Genomic DNA, 17,635 nt, shown 5'->3' on the forward strand with positions numbered 1-17,635 from the left:
CGATCCAAGCCTTGCCGGGCCCCAATTTTGAGACAGGGGAACACTCTCGTGGCACGTGACGTGCTGACCGACCTGAACAAGGTCCGCAACATCGGCATCATGGCCCACATCGACGCCGGTAAGACCACCACCACCGAGCGGATCCTGTTCTACACCGGGGTCAACTACAAGATCGGTGAAGTCCACGATGGCGCCGCCACCATGGACTGGATGGAGGAGGAGCAGAAGCGGGGTATCACCATCACCTCGGCTGCCACCACCACCTTCTGGGCCGATCACCAGATCAACATCATCGACACCCCGGGGCACGTCGACTTCACCGTCGAGGTGGAGCGCTCGCTCCGCGTGCTCGATGGTGCCGTCGCCGTCTTCGACGGCAAGGAAGGTGTCGAGCCGCAGTCCGAGCAGGTCTGGCGTCAGGCGGACAAGTACGAGGTTCCTCGTATCTGCTTCGTCAACAAGATGGACAAGCTCGGCGCGGACTTCTACTTCACCGTCCGCACCATCGAGGAGCGTCTCGGTGCCCGTCCGCTGGTCATCCAGCTGCCGATCGGCTCCGAGAGCGAGTTCGAAGGCGTCGTCGACCTGGTCCGCATGAAGGCGCTGACCTGGCGCGGCGAGGTCCAGAAGGGTGAGGACTACGCCGTCGAGGAGATCCCGGCCGAGCTCGCCGACAAGGCGGCCGAGTACCGGGAGAAGCTCGTCGAGACCGTCGCCGAGGCGGACGACGCCCTCATGGAGAAGTTCCTCGAGGGCGAGGAGCTGACCGAGGCCGAGATCAAGGCCGGTATCCGGAAGCTCACCGTCGACCGCGAGGCGTACCCGGTGCTCACCGGTTCCGCCTTCAAGAACAAGGGCGTTCAGCCCATGCTCGACGCGGTCATCGACTACCTTCCGTCGCCGCTGGACGTCCCCGCCGTCGAAGGCACGCTGCCCGACGGTGAGACCGTCGTGTCGCGCAAGCCGTCGACCGAGGAGCCGTTCTCCGCTCTGGCGTTCAAGATCGCCGCGCACCCGTTCTTCGGCAAGCTGACCTACATCCGGGTGTACTCGGGCAAGGTCTCCGCCGGCGCGCAGCTGATCAACGCGACCAAGGAGCGCAAGGAGCGCATCGGGAAGCTCTTCCAGATGCACTCCAACAAGGAGAACCCGGTCGACGAGGCCCAGGCCGGCCACATCTACGCGGTCATCGGCCTGAAGGACACCACCACCGGTGACACCCTCGCCGACCCGCAGAACCCGGTCGTCCTCGAGTCGATGACGTTCCCGGCGCCGGTCATCCGCGTCGCGATCGAGCCGAAGACCAAGGCCGACCAGGAGAAGCTCTCCCTGGCGATCCAGAAGCTGGCCGAAGAGGACCCGACGTTCCAGGTCAACCTGGACGAGGACACCGGCCAGACGATCATCGCCGGTATGGGCGAGTTGCACCTCGAGGTGCTGGTCAACCGCATGAAGTCCGACTACAAGGTCGAGGCGAACATCGGTAAGCCGCAGGTCGCCTACCGCGAGACGGTGCGCAAGACGGTCGAGAAGCTCGACTACGTGCACAAGAAGCAGACCGGTGGTTCCGGTCAGTTCGCGAAGGTCATCGTCAAGCTCGAGCCGCTCGAGTCCACCGACGGTGCCCTCTACGAGTTCGACAACAAGGTCACCGGTGGCCGCGTGCCGCGGGAGTACATCCCGTCGGTCGACGCGGGCGCGCAGGACGCCATGCAGTACGGCGTGCTGGCCGGCTACCCGCTCGTCGGGTTGAAGTTCACCTTGTTGGACGGCGCGTACCACGAGGTCGACTCTTCGGAAATGGCCTTCAAGATCGCCGGTTCCATGGCGATGAAGGAAGCCGCGAAGAAGGCCGGTCCGGTCATTCTCGAGCCGCTGATGGCCGTCGAGGTCACCACGCCCGAGGACTACATGGGCGATGTGATCGGCGACCTCAACTCCCGCCGTGGCCAGATCCAGGCCATGGAGGAGCGCGCCGGTACCCGTGTCGTCAAGGCACTGGTCCCGCTGTCGGAGATGTTCGGTTACGTCGGTGACCTGCGGTCGCGTACCCAGGGACGTGCCAACTACTCCATGGTGTTCGATTCCTACGCCGAGGTTCCCGCGAACGTCGCCAAGGAAATCATCGCGAAGGCGACGGGGGAGTAGTTCCCGTCCGTCCGCGGGCATAAGGGACACTCCTGACCGTCCGCAGCACCCACCGAGAAACGAATCTCCGTCCGACGACAGCCACGTTGGCCGGTGAGTAAGCAAAAAAGTCCAGGAGGACATTCCAGTGGCGAAGGCGAAATTCGAGCGGACCAAGCCGCACGTCAACATCGGGACCATCGGTCACGTCGACCACGGTAAGACCACTCTGACCGCGGCGATCACCAAGGTTCTGCACGACAAGTACCCCGAGCTGAACACGGCGTCGGCGTTCGACCAGATCGACAACGCGCCGGAAGAGAAGCAGCGCGGTATCACGATCAACATCTCGCACGTCGAGTACCAGACCGAGAAGCGTCACTACGCCCACGTGGACGCCCCCGGTCACGCGGACTACATCAAGAACATGATCACCGGTGCGGCGCAGATGGACGGCGCGATCCTCGTGGTCGCGGCGACCGACGGCCCGATGCCGCAGACCCGTGAGCACGTGCTGCTCGCGAAGCAGGTCGGCGTGCCTTACATCGTGGTCGCGCTGAACAAGGCCGACATGGTCGACGACGAGGAGATCCTGGAGCTCGTCGAGCTCGAGGTCCGCGAGCTGCTGTCCTCCCAGGACTTCCCTGGCGACGACGCTCCGGTCATCAAGGTCTCCGGCCTGAAGGCCCTCGAGGGCGACGCCAAGTGGGGCGAGAGCGTTCTCGAGCTGATGGAAGCCGTCGACGAGAACGTGCCGGACCCGGTCCGTGAGCTCGACAAGCCGTTCCTGATGCCGATCGAAGACGTCTTCACGATCACCGGCCGTGGCACGGTCGTGACCGGCCGTATCGAGCGTGGCCGCGTCAACGTGAACGAAGAGGTCGAGATCGTCGGCATCAAGGAGAAGTCGACCAAGACCACCGTCACCGGTGTCGAGATGTTCCGCAAGCTGCTCGACCAGGGTGAGGCCGGCGACAACGTCGGTCTGCTGGTCCGCGGTATCAAGCGCGAGGACGTCGAGCGCGGCCAGGTCGTCGTGAAGCCGGGTACCACCACCCCGCACACGGAGTTCGAGGGCTCGGTCTACATCCTGTCGAAGGACGAGGGTGGCCGTCACACCCCGTTCTTCAACAACTACCGCCCCCAGTTCTACTTCCGCACGACGGACGTGACCGGCGTGGTGACCCTCAAGGAGGGCACCGAGATGGTCATGCCGGGCGACAACACGGACATCAGCGTTGTGCTGATCCAGCCGGTCGCCATGGACGAGGGCCTGCGTTTCGCCATCCGTGAGGGTGGACGGACCGTCGGCGCCGGCCAGGTCACCAAGATCATCAAGTGATTCAACGCCACCCGGGGGTCTGATACACCCCCGGGTTCAAGGCGTCAAATCACGTGTGCGACACTATTCAGGTTGCTCGTCCTGGGGCGGCCGAATCCTTCGGGGTTCCGGCCGCCCTGGTATGAGCGGCCACGGTCCGTGGAGCTCTTCCTTCGGGTGAGGCCAGCGGGCGCGGCGGTTGAGACGGCATGGCCGGATCGCTGCCTCCTCACATGAGGAAGACCAGCAAGACGACGATCCCGCGGGATCCGTCTGTGCGTCGGGCGCGACACGCCCGACCGCGTGGACCGGGGACAGGGCCGTTGAACTGCGAGAACCCCGGCCCCGCCGAGGTTTGAAGAGACAAAGCGGCACGAGACGACAAGGAACGCAGCCACCATGGCGGGACAGAAGATCCGCATCCGGCTCAAGGCCTACGACCACGAGGCGATCGACACCTCGGCGCGCAAGATCGTCGAGACGGTCACGCGCACCGGCGCCCGTGTTGTCGGGCCGGTGCCGCTGCCCACCGAGAAGAACGTTTACTGCGTCATCCGCTCGCCGCACAAGTACAAGGACTCGCGCGAGCACTTCGAGATGCGCACGCACAAGCGTCTGATCGACATCCTCGACCCGACGCCGAAGACGGTCGACGCGCTCATGCGCATCGACCTGCCGGCGAGCGTCGACGTCAACATCCAGTAGCGGCTGGCGAGCGGCGGAGAGTAAGAGACTCATGTCTGACAGGCAAGTGAAGGGCATCCTGGGCACCAAGCTCGGCATGACCCAGGTCTTCGACGAGAACAACCGGGTCGTCCCGGTGACCGTCGTCCAGGCCGGTCCGAACGTGGTCACCCAGGTTCGGACCCAGGAAACCGACGGCTACAAGGCCGTGCAGCTGGCTTTCGGCGCGGTCGACCCGCGCCGGGTCAACAAGCCGCGCACGGGCCACTTCGACAAGGCGAGCGTGACCCCGCGTCGTTTCCTTGCGGAGCTGCGTACCACCGACGCCGAGACCTACGAGGTCGGCCAGGAGATCACCGCTGAGGTGTTCGAGGCCGGTATCGAGGTCGACGTGACCGGTACCAGCAAGGGCAAGGGCTACGCCGGTGTCATGAAGCGTCACGGCTTCAAGGGCCAGGGCGCGAGCCACGGTGCCCAGGCCGTGCACCGCAAGCCCGGCTCGATCGGTGGCTGTGCCACCCCGGGCCGCGTCTTCAAGGGCCTGCGCATGGCGGGCCGGATGGGCAACGACCGGGTCACCACGCAGAACCTGACCGTGCACGCGGTGCGTGCCGAGGACGGCCTGCTGCTGATCAAGGGCGCCGTGCCCGGTCCCAAGGGCGGCCTGCTGTTCGTTCGCAGCGCCGCGAAGGGTGGTAACTGAACATGACCAGCGTCGAGCTGAAGACCCCGGCCGGTAAAGCCGACGGCACGGTCGAGCTCCCCTCGGAGATCTTCGACGTGCAGGCCAACGTGCCCCTCATGCACCAGGTCGTGGTGGCCCAGCTGGCCGCCGCTCGCCAGGGCACGCATGACACCAAGACCCGCGGTGAAGTCCGCGGTGGTGGCAAGAAGCCGTACCGCCAGAAGGGCACCGGCCGCGCCCGCCAGGGTTCGACCCGTGCGCCGCAGTTCACCGGTGGTGGCGTCGTCCACGGCCCCACGCCGCGTGACTACACCCAGCGGACCCCGAAGAAGATGAAGGCCGCCGCCCTCCGTGGCGCCCTCTCCGACCGGGCCCGCGCCGGACAGCTGCACGTCGTCACCGAACTGGTGACCGGCGAGAAGCCGTCCACCAAAGCCGCCAAGGCCGCCATCGCCGCGGTGACCCAGGCCAAGCGCGTTCTCGTGGTGCTGCACCGCGACGACGAGCTGAGCTGGAACTCCGTGCGCAACCTGGCCGAGGTCCACATCATCACGCCCGACCAGCTCAACACCTACGACGTGTTGGTCAACGACGACGTGGTGTTCACCAAGGCCGCTTACGACGTGTTCGTCGCCGGCCCCGTCCGGGGCAAGGGCGCGAAGGCTTCGGCCCGGTCGAGCGAGGTTGAAGGGAGTGACGAGCAGTGAGTGCGATCGCCATCCCCGATCCCCGCGACATCTTGCTCGCGCCGGTGATCTCCGAGAAGTCCTACGGGCTGCTCGAGGACCACAAGTACACGTTCATCGTCCGCCCGGACGCCAACAAGACCCAGATCAAGATCGCGGTCGAGAAGGTGTTCGGCGTCAAGGTGGTCAGCGTCAACACGGCCAACCGCCAGGGCAAGCGTAAGCGGACTCGCGCCGGCTTCGGCAAGCGCAAGGACACCAAGCGCGCCATCGTGACTCTTTCGGCTGAAAGCAAGCCGATCGAGATCTTCGGCGGACCCACCGCGTAAAGGACTGAGCTGACACATGGGCATCCGCAAGTACAAGCCGACGACCCCGGGTCGTCGCGGTTCGAGCGTCTCCGACTTCGCCGAGATCACTCGGTCGACCCCGGAGAAGTCGCTGCTTCGTCCGCTGAGCAAGTCCGGCGGCCGTAACTCCAGCGGCAAGATCACCACCCGCCACAAGGGCGGTGGCCACAAGCGTGCGTACCGGCTGATCGACTTCCGCCGGAACGACAAGGACGGTATCCCCGCCAAGGTCGCGCACATCGAGTACGACCCCAACCGGTCGGCTCGGATCGCGCTCCTGCACTACGCCGACGGCGAGAAGCGCTACATCATCGCCCCGGAGAAGCTCAAGCAGGGTGACACGGTTGAGAACGGCCCCCGCGCCGACATCAAGCCGGGTAACAACCTGCCGCTGCGCAACATCCCGGTCGGCACCGTGATCCACGCGATCGAGCTTCGCCCCGGTGGCGGCGCGAAGATGGCGCGGTCCGCCGGTGCCAAGGTGCAGCTGGTGGCGAAGGACGGGCCTTACGCCCAGCTTCGTCTCCCCTCGGGCGAGATCCGCAACGTCGACGTGCGCAACCGCGCCACCGTGGGCGAGGTCGGGAACTCCGAGCACTCCAACATCAACTGGGGCAAGGCGGGTCGTAACCGCTGGCGCGGCAAGCGCCCCACCGTCCGTGGTGTCGTCATGAACCCGGTCGACCACCCGCACGGTGGTGGTGAGGGTAAGACCTCCGGTGGTCGCCACCCGGTGAACCCGAACGGAAAGCCCGAAGGCCGCACCCGCCGCCGCAAGGCTTCCGACTCCATGATCGTCCGCCGCCGGCGTACCGGCAAGAAGCGCTGAGCAGGGAGGTAGAAGAACATGCCACGCAGCCTTAAGAAGGGCCCCTTCGTGGACGACCACCTGCTCAAGAAGGTGGACGTGCTCAACGAGTCGGGCAAGAAGACCGTGATCAAGACCTGGTCGCGTCGCTCCACGATCATCCCGGACTTCCTGGGACACACGATCGCGGTGCACGACGGCCGCAAGCACGTCCCGGTGTTCGTCACCGAGGCGATGGTGGGTCACAAGTTGGGCGAATTCGCACCGACTCGGACCTTCAAGGGCCACATCAAGGACGACCGCAAGTCGCGCCGCCGCTGAGCGGGCACGAGAGAACAAGGAAGCTAGCGATGAACGCCCAGAACGACGTGGCCGAGGCTTTGCCGACGGCTTACGCGCGGGCTCGCTTCGTCCGGGACTCGCCTACCAAGGTGCGCCGGGTGATCGAGCTGATCAAGGGACGTAGCGCCGCCGACGCCTTGGCCGTGCTCCAGTTCGCCCCGCAGGCGGCAAGCGAGCCGGTCGCGAAGGTGCTCGCCAGCGCCGTGGCCAACGCCGAGAACAACCTCGATCTCGACCCGGACACCCTCTGGGTCAAGAACGCCTACGCCGACGAGGGCCCGACCCTCAAGCGCATCCGTCCGCGGGCCCAGGGCCGCGCGTACCGGATCCGCAAGCGGACCAGCCACATCACCGTCGAGGTGGAGTCGCGTCCGAAGGCCGAGGCCAAGAAGGCACAGGGCAAGAAGAAGGCAGGTGGCCGGTAGTGGGCCAGAAGATCAACCCGCACGGCTTCCGCCTGGGTATCACCACGGACTGGAAGTCGCGTTGGTACGCCGACAAGCAGTACGCGGAGTACGTGGCCGAGGACGTCAAGATCCGGAAGCTGCTGTCCACGGGCATGGAGCGCGCCGGGATCTCCAAGGTCGAGATCGAGCGCACCCGTGACCGGGTCCGCGTCGACATCCACACCGCCCGGCCGGGCATCGTCATCGGCCGTCGCGGCGCGGAGGCCGACCGCATCCGCGGCGCGCTGGAGAAGCTGACCGCCAAGCAGGTCCAGCTGAACATCCTCGAGGTCAAGAACCCCGAGGCCGACGCCCAGCTCGTCGCTCAGGGTGTCGCGGAGCAGCTGAGCAACCGGGTGGCGTTCCGCCGCGCGATGCGCAAGGCGATCCAGACCTCCATGCGTTCGCCGCAGGTCAAGGGCATCCGCGTGCAGTGCGGCGGTCGTCTCGGCGGTGCCGAGATGTCCCGCTCCGAGCACTACCGCGATGGCCGCGTCCCGCTGCACACGCTGCGTGCCGACATCGACTACGGCTTCTTCGAGGCCAAGACGACGTTCGGTCGCATCGGCGTGAAGGTGTGGATCTACAAGGGCGAACTCGTGGGTGGTCTCAAGGCCAGGGAGGCGCGTGACGCCGCCGCGGCCGCCGAGCGTGCCCCGCGCCGTGACCGTGGTGACCGTCCGTCCCGCCCGCGCCGTTCCGGTGCGTCGGGCACGACGCCGACCTCGACCGAAGCCGGCCGGGCTGCTGCCGCCGCCAAGAGCGACGACACCGCCCCCGCGGCCACCGAGGCCCCGGCTGCTGAGACTGCAGAAAAGACGGAGGGCTGACACGTGCTCATCCCGCGCAGGGTCAAGCACCGGAAGCAGCACTCCCCGAAGCGCCACGGTGCCGCCAAGGGCGGTACGAATGTGAGCTTCGGCGAGTACGGCATCCAGGCGCTTGAGCACAGCTACGTGACCAACCGGCAGATCGAGTCCGCTCGTATCGCCATGACGCGTCACATCAAGCGTGGTGGCAAGGTGTGGACGACCATCTACCCGGACCGCCCGCTGACCAAGAAGCCGGCGGAAACCCGCATGGGTTCCGGTAAGGGTTCGCCCGAGTGGTGGATCGCCAACGTGAAGCCGGGCCGCGTGATGTTCGAGATCTCGTTCCCGAACGAGGAGACCGCCCGTGAGGCGCTCCGTCGCGCGATCCACAAGCTGCCCATGAAGTGCCGCATCGTGACCCGTGAAGGTGGTGAGTTCTGATGGCGAAGGCAGGTGCTGCCCAGGCATCGGAGCTGCGTGAGCTCACCGCGGAAGAGCTCGTTCTGCGTCTGAAGGAATACAAGGAGGAGCTCTTCAACCTCCGTTTCCAGATGGCGACCGGACAGCTCGACAACAACCGCCGTCTGCGCATCGTCCGTACGGACATCGCGCGGATCTACACGGTCATGCGCGAGCGTGAACTCGGCCTGTCCGTTTCCCCTGACGCCGAGAGTGAAGGTGCCGCATGAGCGAGCAGCCCAACGCTGAGGCGGCCCCCCGCAACGACCGCAAGGTCCGTGAGGGTTACGTCGTCTCGGACAAGATGAACAAGACGATCGTGGTCGAGCTCGAAGACCGCAAGAAGCACCGTCGTTACGCCAAGGTTCTCCGCAGCACCAGCAAGGTCAAGGTGCACGACGAGAACAACGAGGCGGGCGTGGGCGACCGGGTCACCCTGATGGAGACCCGCCCGCTGTCGGCGACCAAGCGCTGGCGTCTGGTGCAGATCGTGGAGAAGGCCAAGTAAGTAGGGCTCTTTTTGAGTCCCTTAGTTCCGCAAGGCTCGCGGTTCAACGCGAGAACCAGCGCGACATACAGGAGTAGACGTGATCCAGCAGGAGTCGCGGCTTCGGGTTGCCGACAACACGGGCGCGAAGGAAATCCTTTGCATCCGCGTTCTCGGTGGTTCCGGGCGGCGCTACGCGGGTATCGGCGACATCATCGTCGCCACCGTGAAGGACGCCATGCCGGCCGCCGGCGTGAAGAAGGGTGACGTCGTCAAGGCCGTCATCGTTCGCACGCGCAAGGAGCGCCGTCGTCCGGACGGTTCTTACATCCGCTTCGACGAGAACGCTGCTGTGCTCATCAAGAACGACAATGAGCCCCGCGGCACCCGCATCTTCGGCCCGGTGGGCCGCGAGCTGCGCGACCGAAAGTTCATGAAGATCATTTCGCTCGCGCCGGAGGTGTTGTAGAGCATGAAGGTGAAGAAGGGCGACACGGTCGTCGTCATCGCCGGCAAGGACAAGGGTGCCAAAGGCAAGGTCATCCAGGCCTACCCCGAGCGCGAGCGCGTGCTGGTCGAAGGCGTGAACCGGATCAAGAAGCACACCCGGATCTCGCAGACCCAGCGCGGCGCGCAGTCCGGCGGCATCGTCACCCAGGAGGCGCCCATCCACGTCTCGAACGTGATGGTCGTCGACTCCGACGGCAAGCCGACTCGCATCGGCTACCGCATCGGCGAGGACGGCAAGAAGGTCCGGGTCTCGCGCCGGAACGGTAAGGACATCTGATCATGACCACCGCAGAGAAGATCGCCCCGCGCCTCAAGGTGCGGTACCGCGAGGAGATCAAGGGACAGCTCCAGGAGGAGTTCTCCTTCGAGAACGTCCACCAGATCCCGGGCGTCGTCAAGGTCGTCGTGAACATGGGTGTCGGTGACGCCGCCCGTGACAGCAAGCTGATCGAAGGCGCCATCCGCGACCTGGCCGCGATCACCGGGCAGAAGCCCGAGGTTCGCAAGGCCCGCAAGTCCATCGCGCAGTTCAAGCTGCGTGAGGGCCAGCCGATCGGCGCGCGCGTCACGCTGCGCGGCGACCGGATGTGGGAGTTCCTCGACCGGCTGCTGACCATCGCGCTTCCGCGTATCCGCGACTTCCGCGGGCTTTCGCCGAAGCAGTTCGACGGCAACGGCAACTACACGTTCGGTCTCAACGAGCAGTCGATGTTCCACGAGATCGACCCGGACGCCATCGACCGCCCGCGCGGTATGGACGTCACTGTCGTCACCACCGCCAACACCGACGACGAGGGCCGCGCGCTGCTTCGCAAGCTCGGCTTCCCGTTCAAGGAGAACTGAGTCGATGGCCAAGAAAGCACTGGTCCACAAGGCCGCGAAGACGCCGAAGTTCAAGGTTCGCGGTTACACGCGCTGCCAGCGATGCGGTCGCCCGCACTCGGTGTTCCGCAAGTTCGGACTCTGCCGGATCTGCCTTCGCGAGATGGCACACGCGGGCGAGCTGCCCGGCGTCCGCAAGTCCAGCTGGTAAGAGTCTTTTTTAACTCCCACTTCGCCACAGGCCCTGCCTTAGCACAGGGAACCAGGGCGAGAAAGGTTGACAGGTCACCATGACGATGACCGACCCCATCGCAGACTTCTTGACCCGTCTGCGTAACGCGAACTCGGCTTACCACGACGAGGTCGTGCTTCCCCACTCGAAGATCAAGGCGAACATCGCCGAGATCCTCAAGCGCGAGGGCTACATTTCGGGCTACCGCGACGAGCCGGGCGAGAAGCACAAGAACCTCATCGTGGAGCTGAAGTACGGCCCCAACCGTGAGCGCAGCATCGCCGGCCTTCGCCGCGTGTCGAAGCCCGGCCTGCGGGTCTACGCAAAATCGACCGAACTGCCGTCGGTTCTCGGTGGCCTCGGCGTCGCGATCATCTCGACGTCGTCCGGCCTCCAGACCGACCGTCAGGCCAAGCGCAACAGCGTGGGCGGCGAAGTCCTCGCCTACGTCTGGTAAGGAAGGGGGCACAGACATGTCACGCATTGGAAAGCTGCCGGTCGCCGTCCCCTCCGGGGTCGAGGTGACCATCGATGGTCAGCACATTCAGGTCAAGGGGCCCAAGGGCACCCTTGAGCACACCATCGCCGAGCCGATCACCGTGGAGCGCGCCGAAGACGGCACGCTGCAGGTGAAGCGGCCCGACGAGGAGCGCACCAGCCGTGCCCTGCACGGTCTCACCCGGACGCTGGTCAACAACCTCGTCGTCGGTGTGACCGAGGGTTACGAGAAGAAGCTTGAGATCCACGGTGTCGGTTACCGCGTGCAGGCCAAGGGTTCGGACCTCGAGTTCGCCCTCGGCTACAGCCACCCGGTGAAGATCGAGGCCCCGGAAGGCATCACCTTCAAGGTCGAGACCCCCACCCGGTTCTCGGTCTCGGGCATCGACAAGCAGAAGGTCGGCCAGATCGCCGCGGTCATCCGCAAGCTGCGCCGCCCGGACCCGTACAAGGGCAAGGGCCTGCGCTACGAGGGTGAGAAGATCCGCCGCAAGGTCGGAAAGACGGGTAAGTGATCATGAGCGACACGACTACGAAGCGCAAGCCGGTCGGCAAGGACATCTCGACCCGCCGCCGCGTCGCGAAGGCCCGTCGGCACTTCCGGCTCCGCAAGAAGATCAACGGCACGGACCAGCGTCCGCGCCTGGTCGTCAAGCGTTCGTCGCGGCACATCGCCGTGCAGCTGATCGACGACCTCGCCGGCAAGACCCTGGCGTCGGCGTCCACCCTCGAGGCGGACGTCCGCGCGCTCGACGGCGACAAGAAGGCCAAGGCCGCGAAGGTCGGGGAACTTGTCGCCAACCGCGCCAAGAACGCCGGTGTCTCGACCGTGGTGTTCGACCGTGGTGGCAACGCCTACCACGGCCGCATCGCGGCGCTCGCCGACGCTGCCCGTGAGGCGGGGTTGGAGTTCTGATGCAGATGCTCGTGAATGGAAGGACAGCCTGATGCCGGGACGTACACGGCAATTCGGCGGCGGCCAGGGTGGACCCGGCGGACAGGGCGGCAACGACCGCAATGACCGTCGCGACCGCCGTGACCGGCGCGACAGCGGCCGTGGCGGGGCCGGCCAGGAAAAGACCCCGCACCTCGAAAAGGTCGTGACGATCAACCGCGTCGCCAAGGTCGTCAAGGGTGGTCGTCGCTTCAGCTTCACCGCCCTGGTGGTCGTCGGTGACGGCGACGGTCAGGTCGGCGTCGGCTACGGCAAGGCCAAGGAAGTTCCCGCGGCCATCGCCAAGGGCGTCGAGGAAGCGAAGAAGAACTTCTTCCGCGTTCCCCGCGTCGGCGGCACCATTCCCCACCCGATCCAGGGTGAGGAAGCCGCCGGTGTCGTGCTGCTGCGTCCGGCTTCCGCCGGTACCGGTGTCATCGCCGGTGGTCCGGTCCGCGCGGTCTTGGAGTGCGCGGGTGTCCACGACGTGCTGTCGAAGTCGCTCGGCTCCGACAACGCGATCAACATCGTGCACGCGACCGTGGCGGCCCTGAAGGGTCTCCAGCGTCCCGAAGAGGTCGCGGCCCGCCGCGGTCTCCCGCTCGAGGACGTCGCCCCGGCTCGGATGCTGCGCCAGCGTGCGGGTCAGGGGGTCTGACATGACTCAGCTCAAGGTGACCCAGGTCAAGAGCAAGATCGGCACGAAGCACGCTCACCGCGAGTCGCTGCGCACCCTCGGGCTGCGCAAGATCCGCCAGAGCGTCGTGCGTGAAGACACTCCCCAGGTTCGCGGCCTCATCCACACGGTCCGCCACCTGGTGGAGGTCGAGGAGGTCAAGGCATGACTGCCATCAAGATCCACCACCTTCGTCCGGCTCCGGGCGCGAAGCGCGACAAGATCCGCGTCGGCCGTGGTGAGGGCTCGAAGGGCAAGACCGCCGGTCGCGGTACCAAGGGCACCAAGGCCCGGAAGAACGTGCCCGCCGGTTTCGAGGGTGGGCAGATGCCCATCCACATGCGGCTCCCGAAGCTTCGCGGCTTCAAGAACCGCTTCCGTACCGAGTACCAGCCGGTGAACCTGGGCGACATCGCCCGCGTCTTCCCGGAGGGTGGCAAGGTCGGCAACGAGGAGCTCGTCGCGAAGGGCCTTGTTCGCAAGAACAAGCTCGTGAAGGTGCTCGGCAACGGTGACCTGAACGGCGTCAAGCTGGACGTCACCGCCGATGCTTTCTCCGGCTCCGCCAAGGAGAAGCTCTCCGCCGCCGGTGGCTCCGCCACCACGCTCTGAGCTCTCTCCGCTCGCTCCACCGAAAGGCCCGCCTGGCTCCGCCACGGCGGGCCTTTCGCTTGCGCTCGCTTCGCTCTCCCGCCTTCGCTTCGCTCGGCTCCACCGTGTCGACTTTCGCGGGCTAACCGCGATCCTGTGGTCGCCCAGGTGCTCGGCGTCCATGGCGACTTTCGCCGCCTAACCGTCATCCGGTCCCTTCTCCCTGGCGCTCCCACGGACTTGCGTTTCGCGGGCTAATCGCGACCTGCGCGCCGATACCGTTTCGGGCCACCCAGGCGACTTTCGCCACCTAACCGCGATCTGCCAGCCGCGCCGCCCTCCGCGCCCGTGTCGACTTTCGCGGGCTAACCGCGATCCGGTGGCCGCCCAGGCGCCCATGCCCCAGATCGCGGTTAGCCCGCGAAAGTCGACGTGCCCACCCAAGCGAAGGGCGTGGCGGCGGTGCGGCTGAACTGGAAGGATCACGAGGTGGACACACCTTCCGGGCAGGATCCGCAGCCCTTTCAGCAACAGCCGGACGCTCCGCCGACGGTCGTGTCGGTGCCGGACCCCGCGGATCCCGTGGGCGCTCCGGAGCGGTATGACCGGCCCGAGCCGCGCCGGCTGGTCGCGGCAGGCTTGTCCGCTTTGGCGATGGTCTTGACGCTCGTCGGCTCCTTCTTCCCGCTCTTCCGCTCACAGCACCGGACTGACTTCGATCAGGGCCAGAGCTTTGAGCTTGTCACCGTGCAGAGCGCGTGGGGGTCGGAGTTCGTTCAGCTGGGAGAGTCGTTCAAACAATCGTCGACCCCCGTCGGTGTCCCTTTGGTGATCGCCGCCGCCCTGCTCCTGGGCGCCCTGCTCGTCAGCGCGAAGGCGGCCTACCGGCGACCACTGAATGCGCTGGACCGCTGGCTGACCACCAGCGCCGCGGTGTTTCTCGCCGCTGTCGTGACCACCATCGGAATGCTGGGAATCGGCATCGGAATCGGCCCGACCATCGAATCGACGACGACACCCGAAGCGGGCATGTGGGCGCTTTTCGCCGCAGTCGTCGCCGCGGCGGGCGCGGCGGTGATGAGTCATCGCGTCGAGGAGGACGAAATCCCGGTGAGCGGCGACCCGAGCCTGGCGGATATGCCCACTCCCAAGGACGGCATCTCCATCACAGTGCTCCCGCCGGAGCCGCAACCCGAGACTCCGCCGGACTATTCGGCCTTCGCGCCTCCGCCGGATCCCGGCCCGAGGGAGCGCGATTAGCCCGCTAAACGCGCTCGCGCCGGCCGATACGGTGGAGGAGGAGGTGGCCGATGACTTGGGCGGTGGTCTTTTTCGGTGCGGCGGTGCTCGTGGCTTTTACGCCAGGGGCGAACAACCTGCTTGGCCTGCACCACGGTATGACACAGGGTGCGTGGAAAGGGCTCGTCGGCCTGTTAGGCCGTTTGGCCGCGTTCACGGTCTTGATCACGGCGGTCGCCGCAGGGCTCGGACAGCTCCTGGCCGCCTCCGAGCTTGCACTCACGGTGATCAAGTGGGCGGGTGTCGCCTATCTGGTCTGGATCGGCGGACGGCTGCTGTGGTCGACCTTCCGCGGTGAACGGACGACGGCGGTCCCCGCGCCACAAGGCGCTGAACCCGTGCCGGCGCTGCGGATCGCGAGGAAGGAATTCGTCGTCGCGATCACGAACCCGAAGGCGATCCTCATCTTCACCGCGTTCGTGCCGCAGTTCATCGACGCAGCTCACGGCTCCTTTCCCGCGCAGATCGCGATCCTCGGCGCCGTATATCTGCTCGCCGAATTCGTCGCGGGCGCCACTTATATCGGAGTCGGCACGCTCGTGAAGTCGCTCCGCCTGTCGCGCCGCGCCACTCGCAACGTCGATCGCGGCACCGGTGTCGTGCTGATCGGCATGGCGGGCGCCCTCGCCGCGTCGAGCTCCTGAGCCCCGCGCCTGATCACAGCGCGTTTAGCGGGCTAAGTGCGATCCGGTGAGGCCGGAAAGTGGGGAACGACAGGGCGATCTGTCAAGGTTCCGGACCGAGAAGCGGAAGTCGATCAACCTGGTGGACCAACCTTCGTTCGGAAAACCCACACGCACTGCGGACACGCCCTGTGAAGCTGTTAGAGTCGGCGACACGCTTCGGGACGAGTGTGCCCCGAAGCGTTCCTGGCTTGTGCCAGAAAGCTGTGTGTTCCTGCCGGCCCCAGGCCGGCCAAGCCGATCGTCGGTAAGACAGCCGACGACGCCGAGGAGGTCCCCCGCGTGCTCAGCGCCTTCCGCTCGGCTCTCGCGACGCCGGATCTACGTAAGAAGATCCTGTTCACGCTAGCCATCGTCGCGGTCTACCGAATCGGTGCCACCATCCCGGCCCCGGGCATCTCTTATTCCGCCGTGCAGCAATGCACGGAGACTGGGTCGCAGGAGGGCGTCTATCAGCTGCTGAACCTGTTCAGCGGTGGTGCGCTACTGCAGCTGTCGCTGTTCTCGACCGGCATCATGCCGTACATCACGGCGAGCATCATCGTCCAGCTTCTCACCGTGGTCATCCCGCGGTTCGAGGAGCTGAAGAAGGAAGGCCAGGCCGGCCAGGGCAAGCTGACCCAGTACACCCGGTACCTGACGATCGCGCTCGCGGTCCTGCAGGCGACCGGTGTGGTGGCGCTCGCCGACCGCAAGCAGCTCTTCCCGCAGTGCGAAACCTCGATCATCCCGGACAACAGCGTTTACACGCTGGCCATCATCGTCGTCACGATGACCGCCGGTACGGCCGTCATGATGTGGCTGGGTGAGCTGATCACCGAGCGCGGCGTCGGCAACGGCATGTCCGTGCTGATCTTCCTGAACATCGCGGCCCGTATCCCGATCGAGGGTGGCAACATCCTCAGCAGCGCCGGCCCGGTGGTCTTCAGCCTGATCTGCGTGTTCGGCTTGGTGATCATCGCCAGCGTCATCTTCGTCGAGCAGGGCCAGCGCCGGATCCCGGTGCAGTACGCCAAGCGCATGATCGGCCGCCGCATGTACGGCGGAACCTCGACCTACCTGCCGATCAAGGTGAACCAGGCCGGTGTCATCCCGGTCATCTTCGCCTCGTCGCTGCTCTACCTGCCGGACCTGATCAGCCGCCTCGTCGGGGACGCCAACAGCAACGCCGGCTGGCAGGTCTTCATCCAGAACTACATCGTCAACCAGTCCAGCTGGGCGCACGTCCTGCTGTACTTCGCGTTGATCATCTTCTTCACGTACTTCTACATCACGATCACGTTCAACGTGGACGAGCGTGCGGAGGAAATGAAGAAGTTCGGTGGCTTCATCCCGGGTATCCGTCCGGGCCGTCCCACCGCGGAGTACCTCAGCTACGTCCTCGGCCGGATCACTCTGCCGGGCTCTTTGTACCTGGGCATCATCGCGATCCTTCCGAACTTCTTCCTGTCCGTCACCGGCAGCGGGAACAACCAGAACTTCCCGTTCGGTGGCACGGCTGTGCTGATCATGGTCGGTGTCGGTCTCGACACCGTGAAGCAGATCGAAAGCCAGCTGATGCAACGTAACTACGAAGGGTTCTTGAAGTGACGCGCCTGGTTCTCGTTGGCCCTCCTGGCGCGGGCAAAGGTACTCAGGCGGTAGCACTGTCGGAGAAGCTCCGGATCCCGCACATCTCGACCGGCGATCTGTTCCGCGCCCACGTGGGGGAGCAGACGCCGCTGGGTCAGGAGGCCAAGCGCTACCTGGACTCCGGTGAACTGGTCCCTGACTCGGTCACGAACGAGATGGTGCGCGAGCGCCTGGCCGAGCCGGACGCCAAGGCCGGGTTCCTGCTGGATGGCTTCCCGCGCAACACGAAGCAGGCCGATGTCCTCGGTGAGATCCTCGGCGAGGCCGACACCGAGCTCAACGCGGTCATCCAGCTCCAGGTTTCGGAGGACGTCGTCGTCGAGCGGCTGCTTTCGCGCGGCCGCTCGGACGACACCGAAGACGTCATCCGTCGTCGTCAGCAGATCTACGTGTCCGAGACGGCTCCGCTGCTCGAGTACTACGCGGACATCCTCGTCACGGTCGACGGTGTCGGCTCGGTGGACGAGATCTCCGCCCGCGTGCTGGAAGCGCTGCGCGACCGCACGTGAATCTCGGAGGACTGCGTGTACTGCAACGACTTCGTCGTGGAC

Annotated in this window: 27 protein-coding genes; all 27 read left to right on the forward strand. The window is 65.8% G+C overall.

The window, feature by feature from the left end; all coding sequences use genetic code 11:
* Positions 1–48: 48 nt before the first annotated feature.
* The 27 genes from fusA to AVL48_RS28155 all read left to right on the forward strand — a co-directional run bounded on the left by fusA (position 49) and on the right by AVL48_RS28155 (position 17,593).
* Positions 49–2,148 carry an elongation factor G gene (gene fusA, locus AVL48_RS28025; RefSeq protein ID WP_061979961.1) on the forward strand — a complete coding sequence of 700 codons (2,100 nt, stop codon included), beginning with the start codon at positions 49–51 and terminating at the stop codon, positions 2,146–2,148.
* A gap of 127 nt (positions 2,149–2,275) precedes the next feature.
* Positions 2,276–3,469 (forward strand): elongation factor Tu, encoded by a 1,194-nt coding sequence (tuf, locus tag AVL48_RS28030; RefSeq protein ID WP_061979960.1) that lies wholly within the window; start codon positions 2,276–2,278, stop codon positions 3,467–3,469.
* Positions 3,470–3,847: 378 nt separating this feature from the next.
* The gene (gene rpsJ, locus AVL48_RS28035) at positions 3,848–4,153 is read left to right on the forward strand and encodes a 30S ribosomal protein S10 (protein WP_003102098.1); all 306 of its coding nucleotides are present in this window, start codon (positions 3,848–3,850) and stop codon (positions 4,151–4,153) included.
* Between the two features lie 31 nt (positions 4,154–4,184).
* Positions 4,185–4,835 carry a 50S ribosomal protein L3 gene (gene rplC / locus AVL48_RS28040; RefSeq protein WP_061979959.1) on the forward strand — a complete coding sequence of 217 codons (651 nt, stop codon included), beginning with the start codon at positions 4,185–4,187 and terminating at the stop codon, positions 4,833–4,835.
* Positions 4,836–4,837: 2 nt separating this feature from the next.
* A complete protein-coding gene (rplD, locus tag AVL48_RS28045) occupies positions 4,838–5,524 on the forward strand; it encodes a 50S ribosomal protein L4 (protein ID WP_037314655.1) in 687 nt (228 codons plus the stop codon).
* The gene (rplW, locus tag AVL48_RS28050) at positions 5,521–5,832 is read left to right on the forward strand and encodes a 50S ribosomal protein L23 (RefSeq protein ID WP_005166778.1); all 312 of its coding nucleotides are present in this window, start codon (positions 5,521–5,523) and stop codon (positions 5,830–5,832) included. The genes rplD and rplW overlap by 4 nt, the downstream gene beginning before the upstream one ends.
* A 16-nt stretch (positions 5,833–5,848) precedes the next feature.
* Positions 5,849–6,682, forward strand: a complete 834-nt coding sequence (gene rplB, locus AVL48_RS28055) for a 50S ribosomal protein L2 (RefSeq protein ID WP_061979958.1) — start codon at positions 5,849–5,851, stop codon at positions 6,680–6,682.
* A gap of 18 nt (positions 6,683–6,700) precedes the next feature.
* Positions 6,701–6,982 (forward strand): 30S ribosomal protein S19, encoded by a 282-nt coding sequence (gene rpsS, locus AVL48_RS28060; RefSeq protein ID WP_026468892.1) that lies wholly within the window; start codon positions 6,701–6,703, stop codon positions 6,980–6,982.
* Positions 6,983–7,011: 29 nt separating this feature from the next.
* Positions 7,012–7,428, forward strand: coding sequence for a 50S ribosomal protein L22 (rplV, locus tag AVL48_RS28065; protein WP_005166780.1), 417 nt, complete (start codon positions 7,012–7,014; stop codon positions 7,426–7,428).
* On the forward strand, positions 7,428–8,279 hold the full coding sequence (rpsC, locus tag AVL48_RS28070) for a 30S ribosomal protein S3 (RefSeq protein ID WP_061979957.1): 852 nt from the start codon (positions 7,428–7,430) through the stop codon (positions 8,277–8,279). Before rplV ends, rpsC begins: the two co-directional genes overlap by 1 nt.
* Before the next feature lie 3 nt (positions 8,280–8,282).
* The gene (rplP, locus tag AVL48_RS28075) at positions 8,283–8,702 is read left to right on the forward strand and encodes a 50S ribosomal protein L16 (RefSeq protein ID WP_061979956.1); all 420 of its coding nucleotides are present in this window, start codon (positions 8,283–8,285) and stop codon (positions 8,700–8,702) included.
* A complete protein-coding gene (gene rpmC / locus AVL48_RS28080; RefSeq protein ID WP_061979955.1) occupies positions 8,702–8,950 on the forward strand; it encodes a 50S ribosomal protein L29 in 249 nt (82 codons plus the stop codon). Before rplP ends, rpmC begins: the two co-directional genes overlap by 1 nt.
* On the forward strand, positions 8,947–9,228 hold the full coding sequence (gene rpsQ / locus AVL48_RS28085) for a 30S ribosomal protein S17 (protein WP_007031041.1): 282 nt from the start codon (positions 8,947–8,949) through the stop codon (positions 9,226–9,228). Before rpmC ends, rpsQ begins: the two co-directional genes overlap by 4 nt.
* A gap of 79 nt (positions 9,229–9,307) precedes the next feature.
* The gene (gene rplN, locus AVL48_RS28090; RefSeq protein WP_005166785.1) at positions 9,308–9,676 is read left to right on the forward strand and encodes a 50S ribosomal protein L14; all 369 of its coding nucleotides are present in this window, start codon (positions 9,308–9,310) and stop codon (positions 9,674–9,676) included.
* A 3-nt stretch (positions 9,677–9,679) separates the two neighbouring features.
* Entirely contained in the window at positions 9,680–9,994 is a 315-nt protein-coding gene (rplX, locus tag AVL48_RS28095) for a 50S ribosomal protein L24 (protein ID WP_037314671.1), read from the forward strand.
* 2 nt (positions 9,995–9,996) lie between these two features.
* Positions 9,997–10,560, forward strand: coding sequence for a 50S ribosomal protein L5 (rplE, locus tag AVL48_RS28100; RefSeq protein ID WP_061979954.1), 564 nt, complete (start codon positions 9,997–9,999; stop codon positions 10,558–10,560).
* 4 nt (positions 10,561–10,564) lie between these two features.
* Complete coding sequence (locus AVL48_RS28105) at positions 10,565–10,750, forward strand: type Z 30S ribosomal protein S14 (RefSeq protein ID WP_005166789.1); 186 nt, start codon at positions 10,565–10,567, stop codon at positions 10,748–10,750.
* 79 nt (positions 10,751–10,829) lie between these two features.
* Positions 10,830–11,228, forward strand: a complete 399-nt coding sequence (gene rpsH / locus AVL48_RS28110) for a 30S ribosomal protein S8 (RefSeq protein ID WP_005166791.1) — start codon at positions 10,830–10,832, stop codon at positions 11,226–11,228.
* A 16-nt stretch (positions 11,229–11,244) separates the two neighbouring features.
* Complete coding sequence (gene rplF, locus AVL48_RS28115) at positions 11,245–11,784, forward strand: 50S ribosomal protein L6 (protein WP_037314677.1); 540 nt, start codon at positions 11,245–11,247, stop codon at positions 11,782–11,784.
* Between the two features lie 2 nt (positions 11,785–11,786).
* Positions 11,787–12,185 (forward strand): 50S ribosomal protein L18, encoded by a 399-nt coding sequence (gene rplR, locus AVL48_RS28120; RefSeq protein WP_037314970.1) that lies wholly within the window; start codon positions 11,787–11,789, stop codon positions 12,183–12,185.
* Between the two features lie 31 nt (positions 12,186–12,216).
* On the forward strand, positions 12,217–12,861 hold the full coding sequence (gene rpsE, locus AVL48_RS28125) for a 30S ribosomal protein S5 (protein WP_005166795.1): 645 nt from the start codon (positions 12,217–12,219) through the stop codon (positions 12,859–12,861).
* A gap of 1 nt (position 12,862) precedes the next feature.
* Positions 12,863–13,048 carry a 50S ribosomal protein L30 gene (gene rpmD, locus AVL48_RS28130; protein ID WP_005166796.1) on the forward strand — a complete coding sequence of 62 codons (186 nt, stop codon included), beginning with the start codon at positions 12,863–12,865 and terminating at the stop codon, positions 13,046–13,048.
* On the forward strand, positions 13,045–13,491 hold the full coding sequence (gene rplO / locus AVL48_RS28135; RefSeq protein ID WP_037314680.1) for a 50S ribosomal protein L15: 447 nt from the start codon (positions 13,045–13,047) through the stop codon (positions 13,489–13,491). The genes rpmD and rplO overlap by 4 nt, the downstream gene beginning before the upstream one ends.
* A 432-nt stretch (positions 13,492–13,923) precedes the next feature.
* Complete coding sequence (locus AVL48_RS28140; RefSeq protein WP_244162504.1) at positions 13,924–14,730, forward strand: hypothetical protein; 807 nt, start codon at positions 13,924–13,926, stop codon at positions 14,728–14,730.
* A 50-nt stretch (positions 14,731–14,780) separates the two neighbouring features.
* Positions 14,781–15,413, forward strand: coding sequence for a LysE family translocator (locus tag AVL48_RS28145; RefSeq protein ID WP_061979953.1), 633 nt, complete (start codon positions 14,781–14,783; stop codon positions 15,411–15,413).
* A 321-nt stretch (positions 15,414–15,734) separates the two neighbouring features.
* The gene (secY, locus tag AVL48_RS28150; protein ID WP_061979952.1) at positions 15,735–17,042 is read left to right on the forward strand and encodes a preprotein translocase subunit SecY; all 1,308 of its coding nucleotides are present in this window, start codon (positions 15,735–15,737) and stop codon (positions 17,040–17,042) included.
* Complete coding sequence (locus AVL48_RS28155) at positions 17,039–17,593, forward strand: adenylate kinase (RefSeq protein WP_061979951.1); 555 nt, start codon at positions 17,039–17,041, stop codon at positions 17,591–17,593. The genes secY and AVL48_RS28155 overlap by 4 nt, the downstream gene beginning before the upstream one ends.
* The last annotated feature ends 42 nt before the right edge of the window (positions 17,594–17,635 follow it).

Source organism: Amycolatopsis regifaucium (assembly GCF_001613935.1).
Taxonomy (GTDB): domain Bacteria; phylum Actinomycetota; class Actinomycetes; order Mycobacteriales; family Pseudonocardiaceae; genus Amycolatopsis; species Amycolatopsis regifaucium.

Coding starts and splice junctions, on each gene's coding strand:
- rpsJ (WP_003102098.1), top strand. CDS start 3,848: ATGGCGGGACAGAAGATCCGCATCCGGCTCAAGGCCTACGACCACGAG.
- rplC (WP_061979959.1), top strand. CDS start 4,185: ATGTCTGACAGGCAAGTGAAGGGCATCCTGGGCACCAAGCTCGGCATG.
- rplD (WP_037314655.1), top strand. CDS start 4,838: ATGACCAGCGTCGAGCTGAAGACCCCGGCCGGTAAAGCCGACGGCACG.
- rplB (WP_061979958.1), top strand. CDS start 5,849: ATGGGCATCCGCAAGTACAAGCCGACGACCCCGGGTCGTCGCGGTTCG.
- rpsS (WP_026468892.1), top strand. CDS start 6,701: ATGCCACGCAGCCTTAAGAAGGGCCCCTTCGTGGACGACCACCTGCTC.
- rplV (WP_005166780.1), top strand. CDS start 7,012: ATGAACGCCCAGAACGACGTGGCCGAGGCTTTGCCGACGGCTTACGCG.
- rpmC (WP_061979955.1), top strand. CDS start 8,702: ATGGCGAAGGCAGGTGCTGCCCAGGCATCGGAGCTGCGTGAGCTCACC.
- rpsQ (WP_007031041.1), top strand. CDS start 8,947: ATGAGCGAGCAGCCCAACGCTGAGGCGGCCCCCCGCAACGACCGCAAG.
- rplX (WP_037314671.1), top strand. CDS start 9,680: ATGAAGGTGAAGAAGGGCGACACGGTCGTCGTCATCGCCGGCAAGGAC.
- rplE (WP_061979954.1), top strand. CDS start 9,997: ATGACCACCGCAGAGAAGATCGCCCCGCGCCTCAAGGTGCGGTACCGC.
- AVL48_RS28105 (WP_005166789.1), top strand. CDS start 10,565: ATGGCCAAGAAAGCACTGGTCCACAAGGCCGCGAAGACGCCGAAGTTC.
- rpsH (WP_005166791.1), top strand. CDS start 10,830: ATGACGATGACCGACCCCATCGCAGACTTCTTGACCCGTCTGCGTAAC.
- rplF (WP_037314677.1), top strand. CDS start 11,245: ATGTCACGCATTGGAAAGCTGCCGGTCGCCGTCCCCTCCGGGGTCGAG.
- rplR (WP_037314970.1), top strand. CDS start 11,787: ATGAGCGACACGACTACGAAGCGCAAGCCGGTCGGCAAGGACATCTCG.
- rpsE (WP_005166795.1), top strand. CDS start 12,217: ATGCCGGGACGTACACGGCAATTCGGCGGCGGCCAGGGTGGACCCGGC.
- rpmD (WP_005166796.1), top strand. CDS start 12,863: ATGACTCAGCTCAAGGTGACCCAGGTCAAGAGCAAGATCGGCACGAAG.
- rplO (WP_037314680.1), top strand. CDS start 13,045: ATGACTGCCATCAAGATCCACCACCTTCGTCCGGCTCCGGGCGCGAAG.
- AVL48_RS28145 (WP_061979953.1), top strand. CDS start 14,781: ATGACTTGGGCGGTGGTCTTTTTCGGTGCGGCGGTGCTCGTGGCTTTT.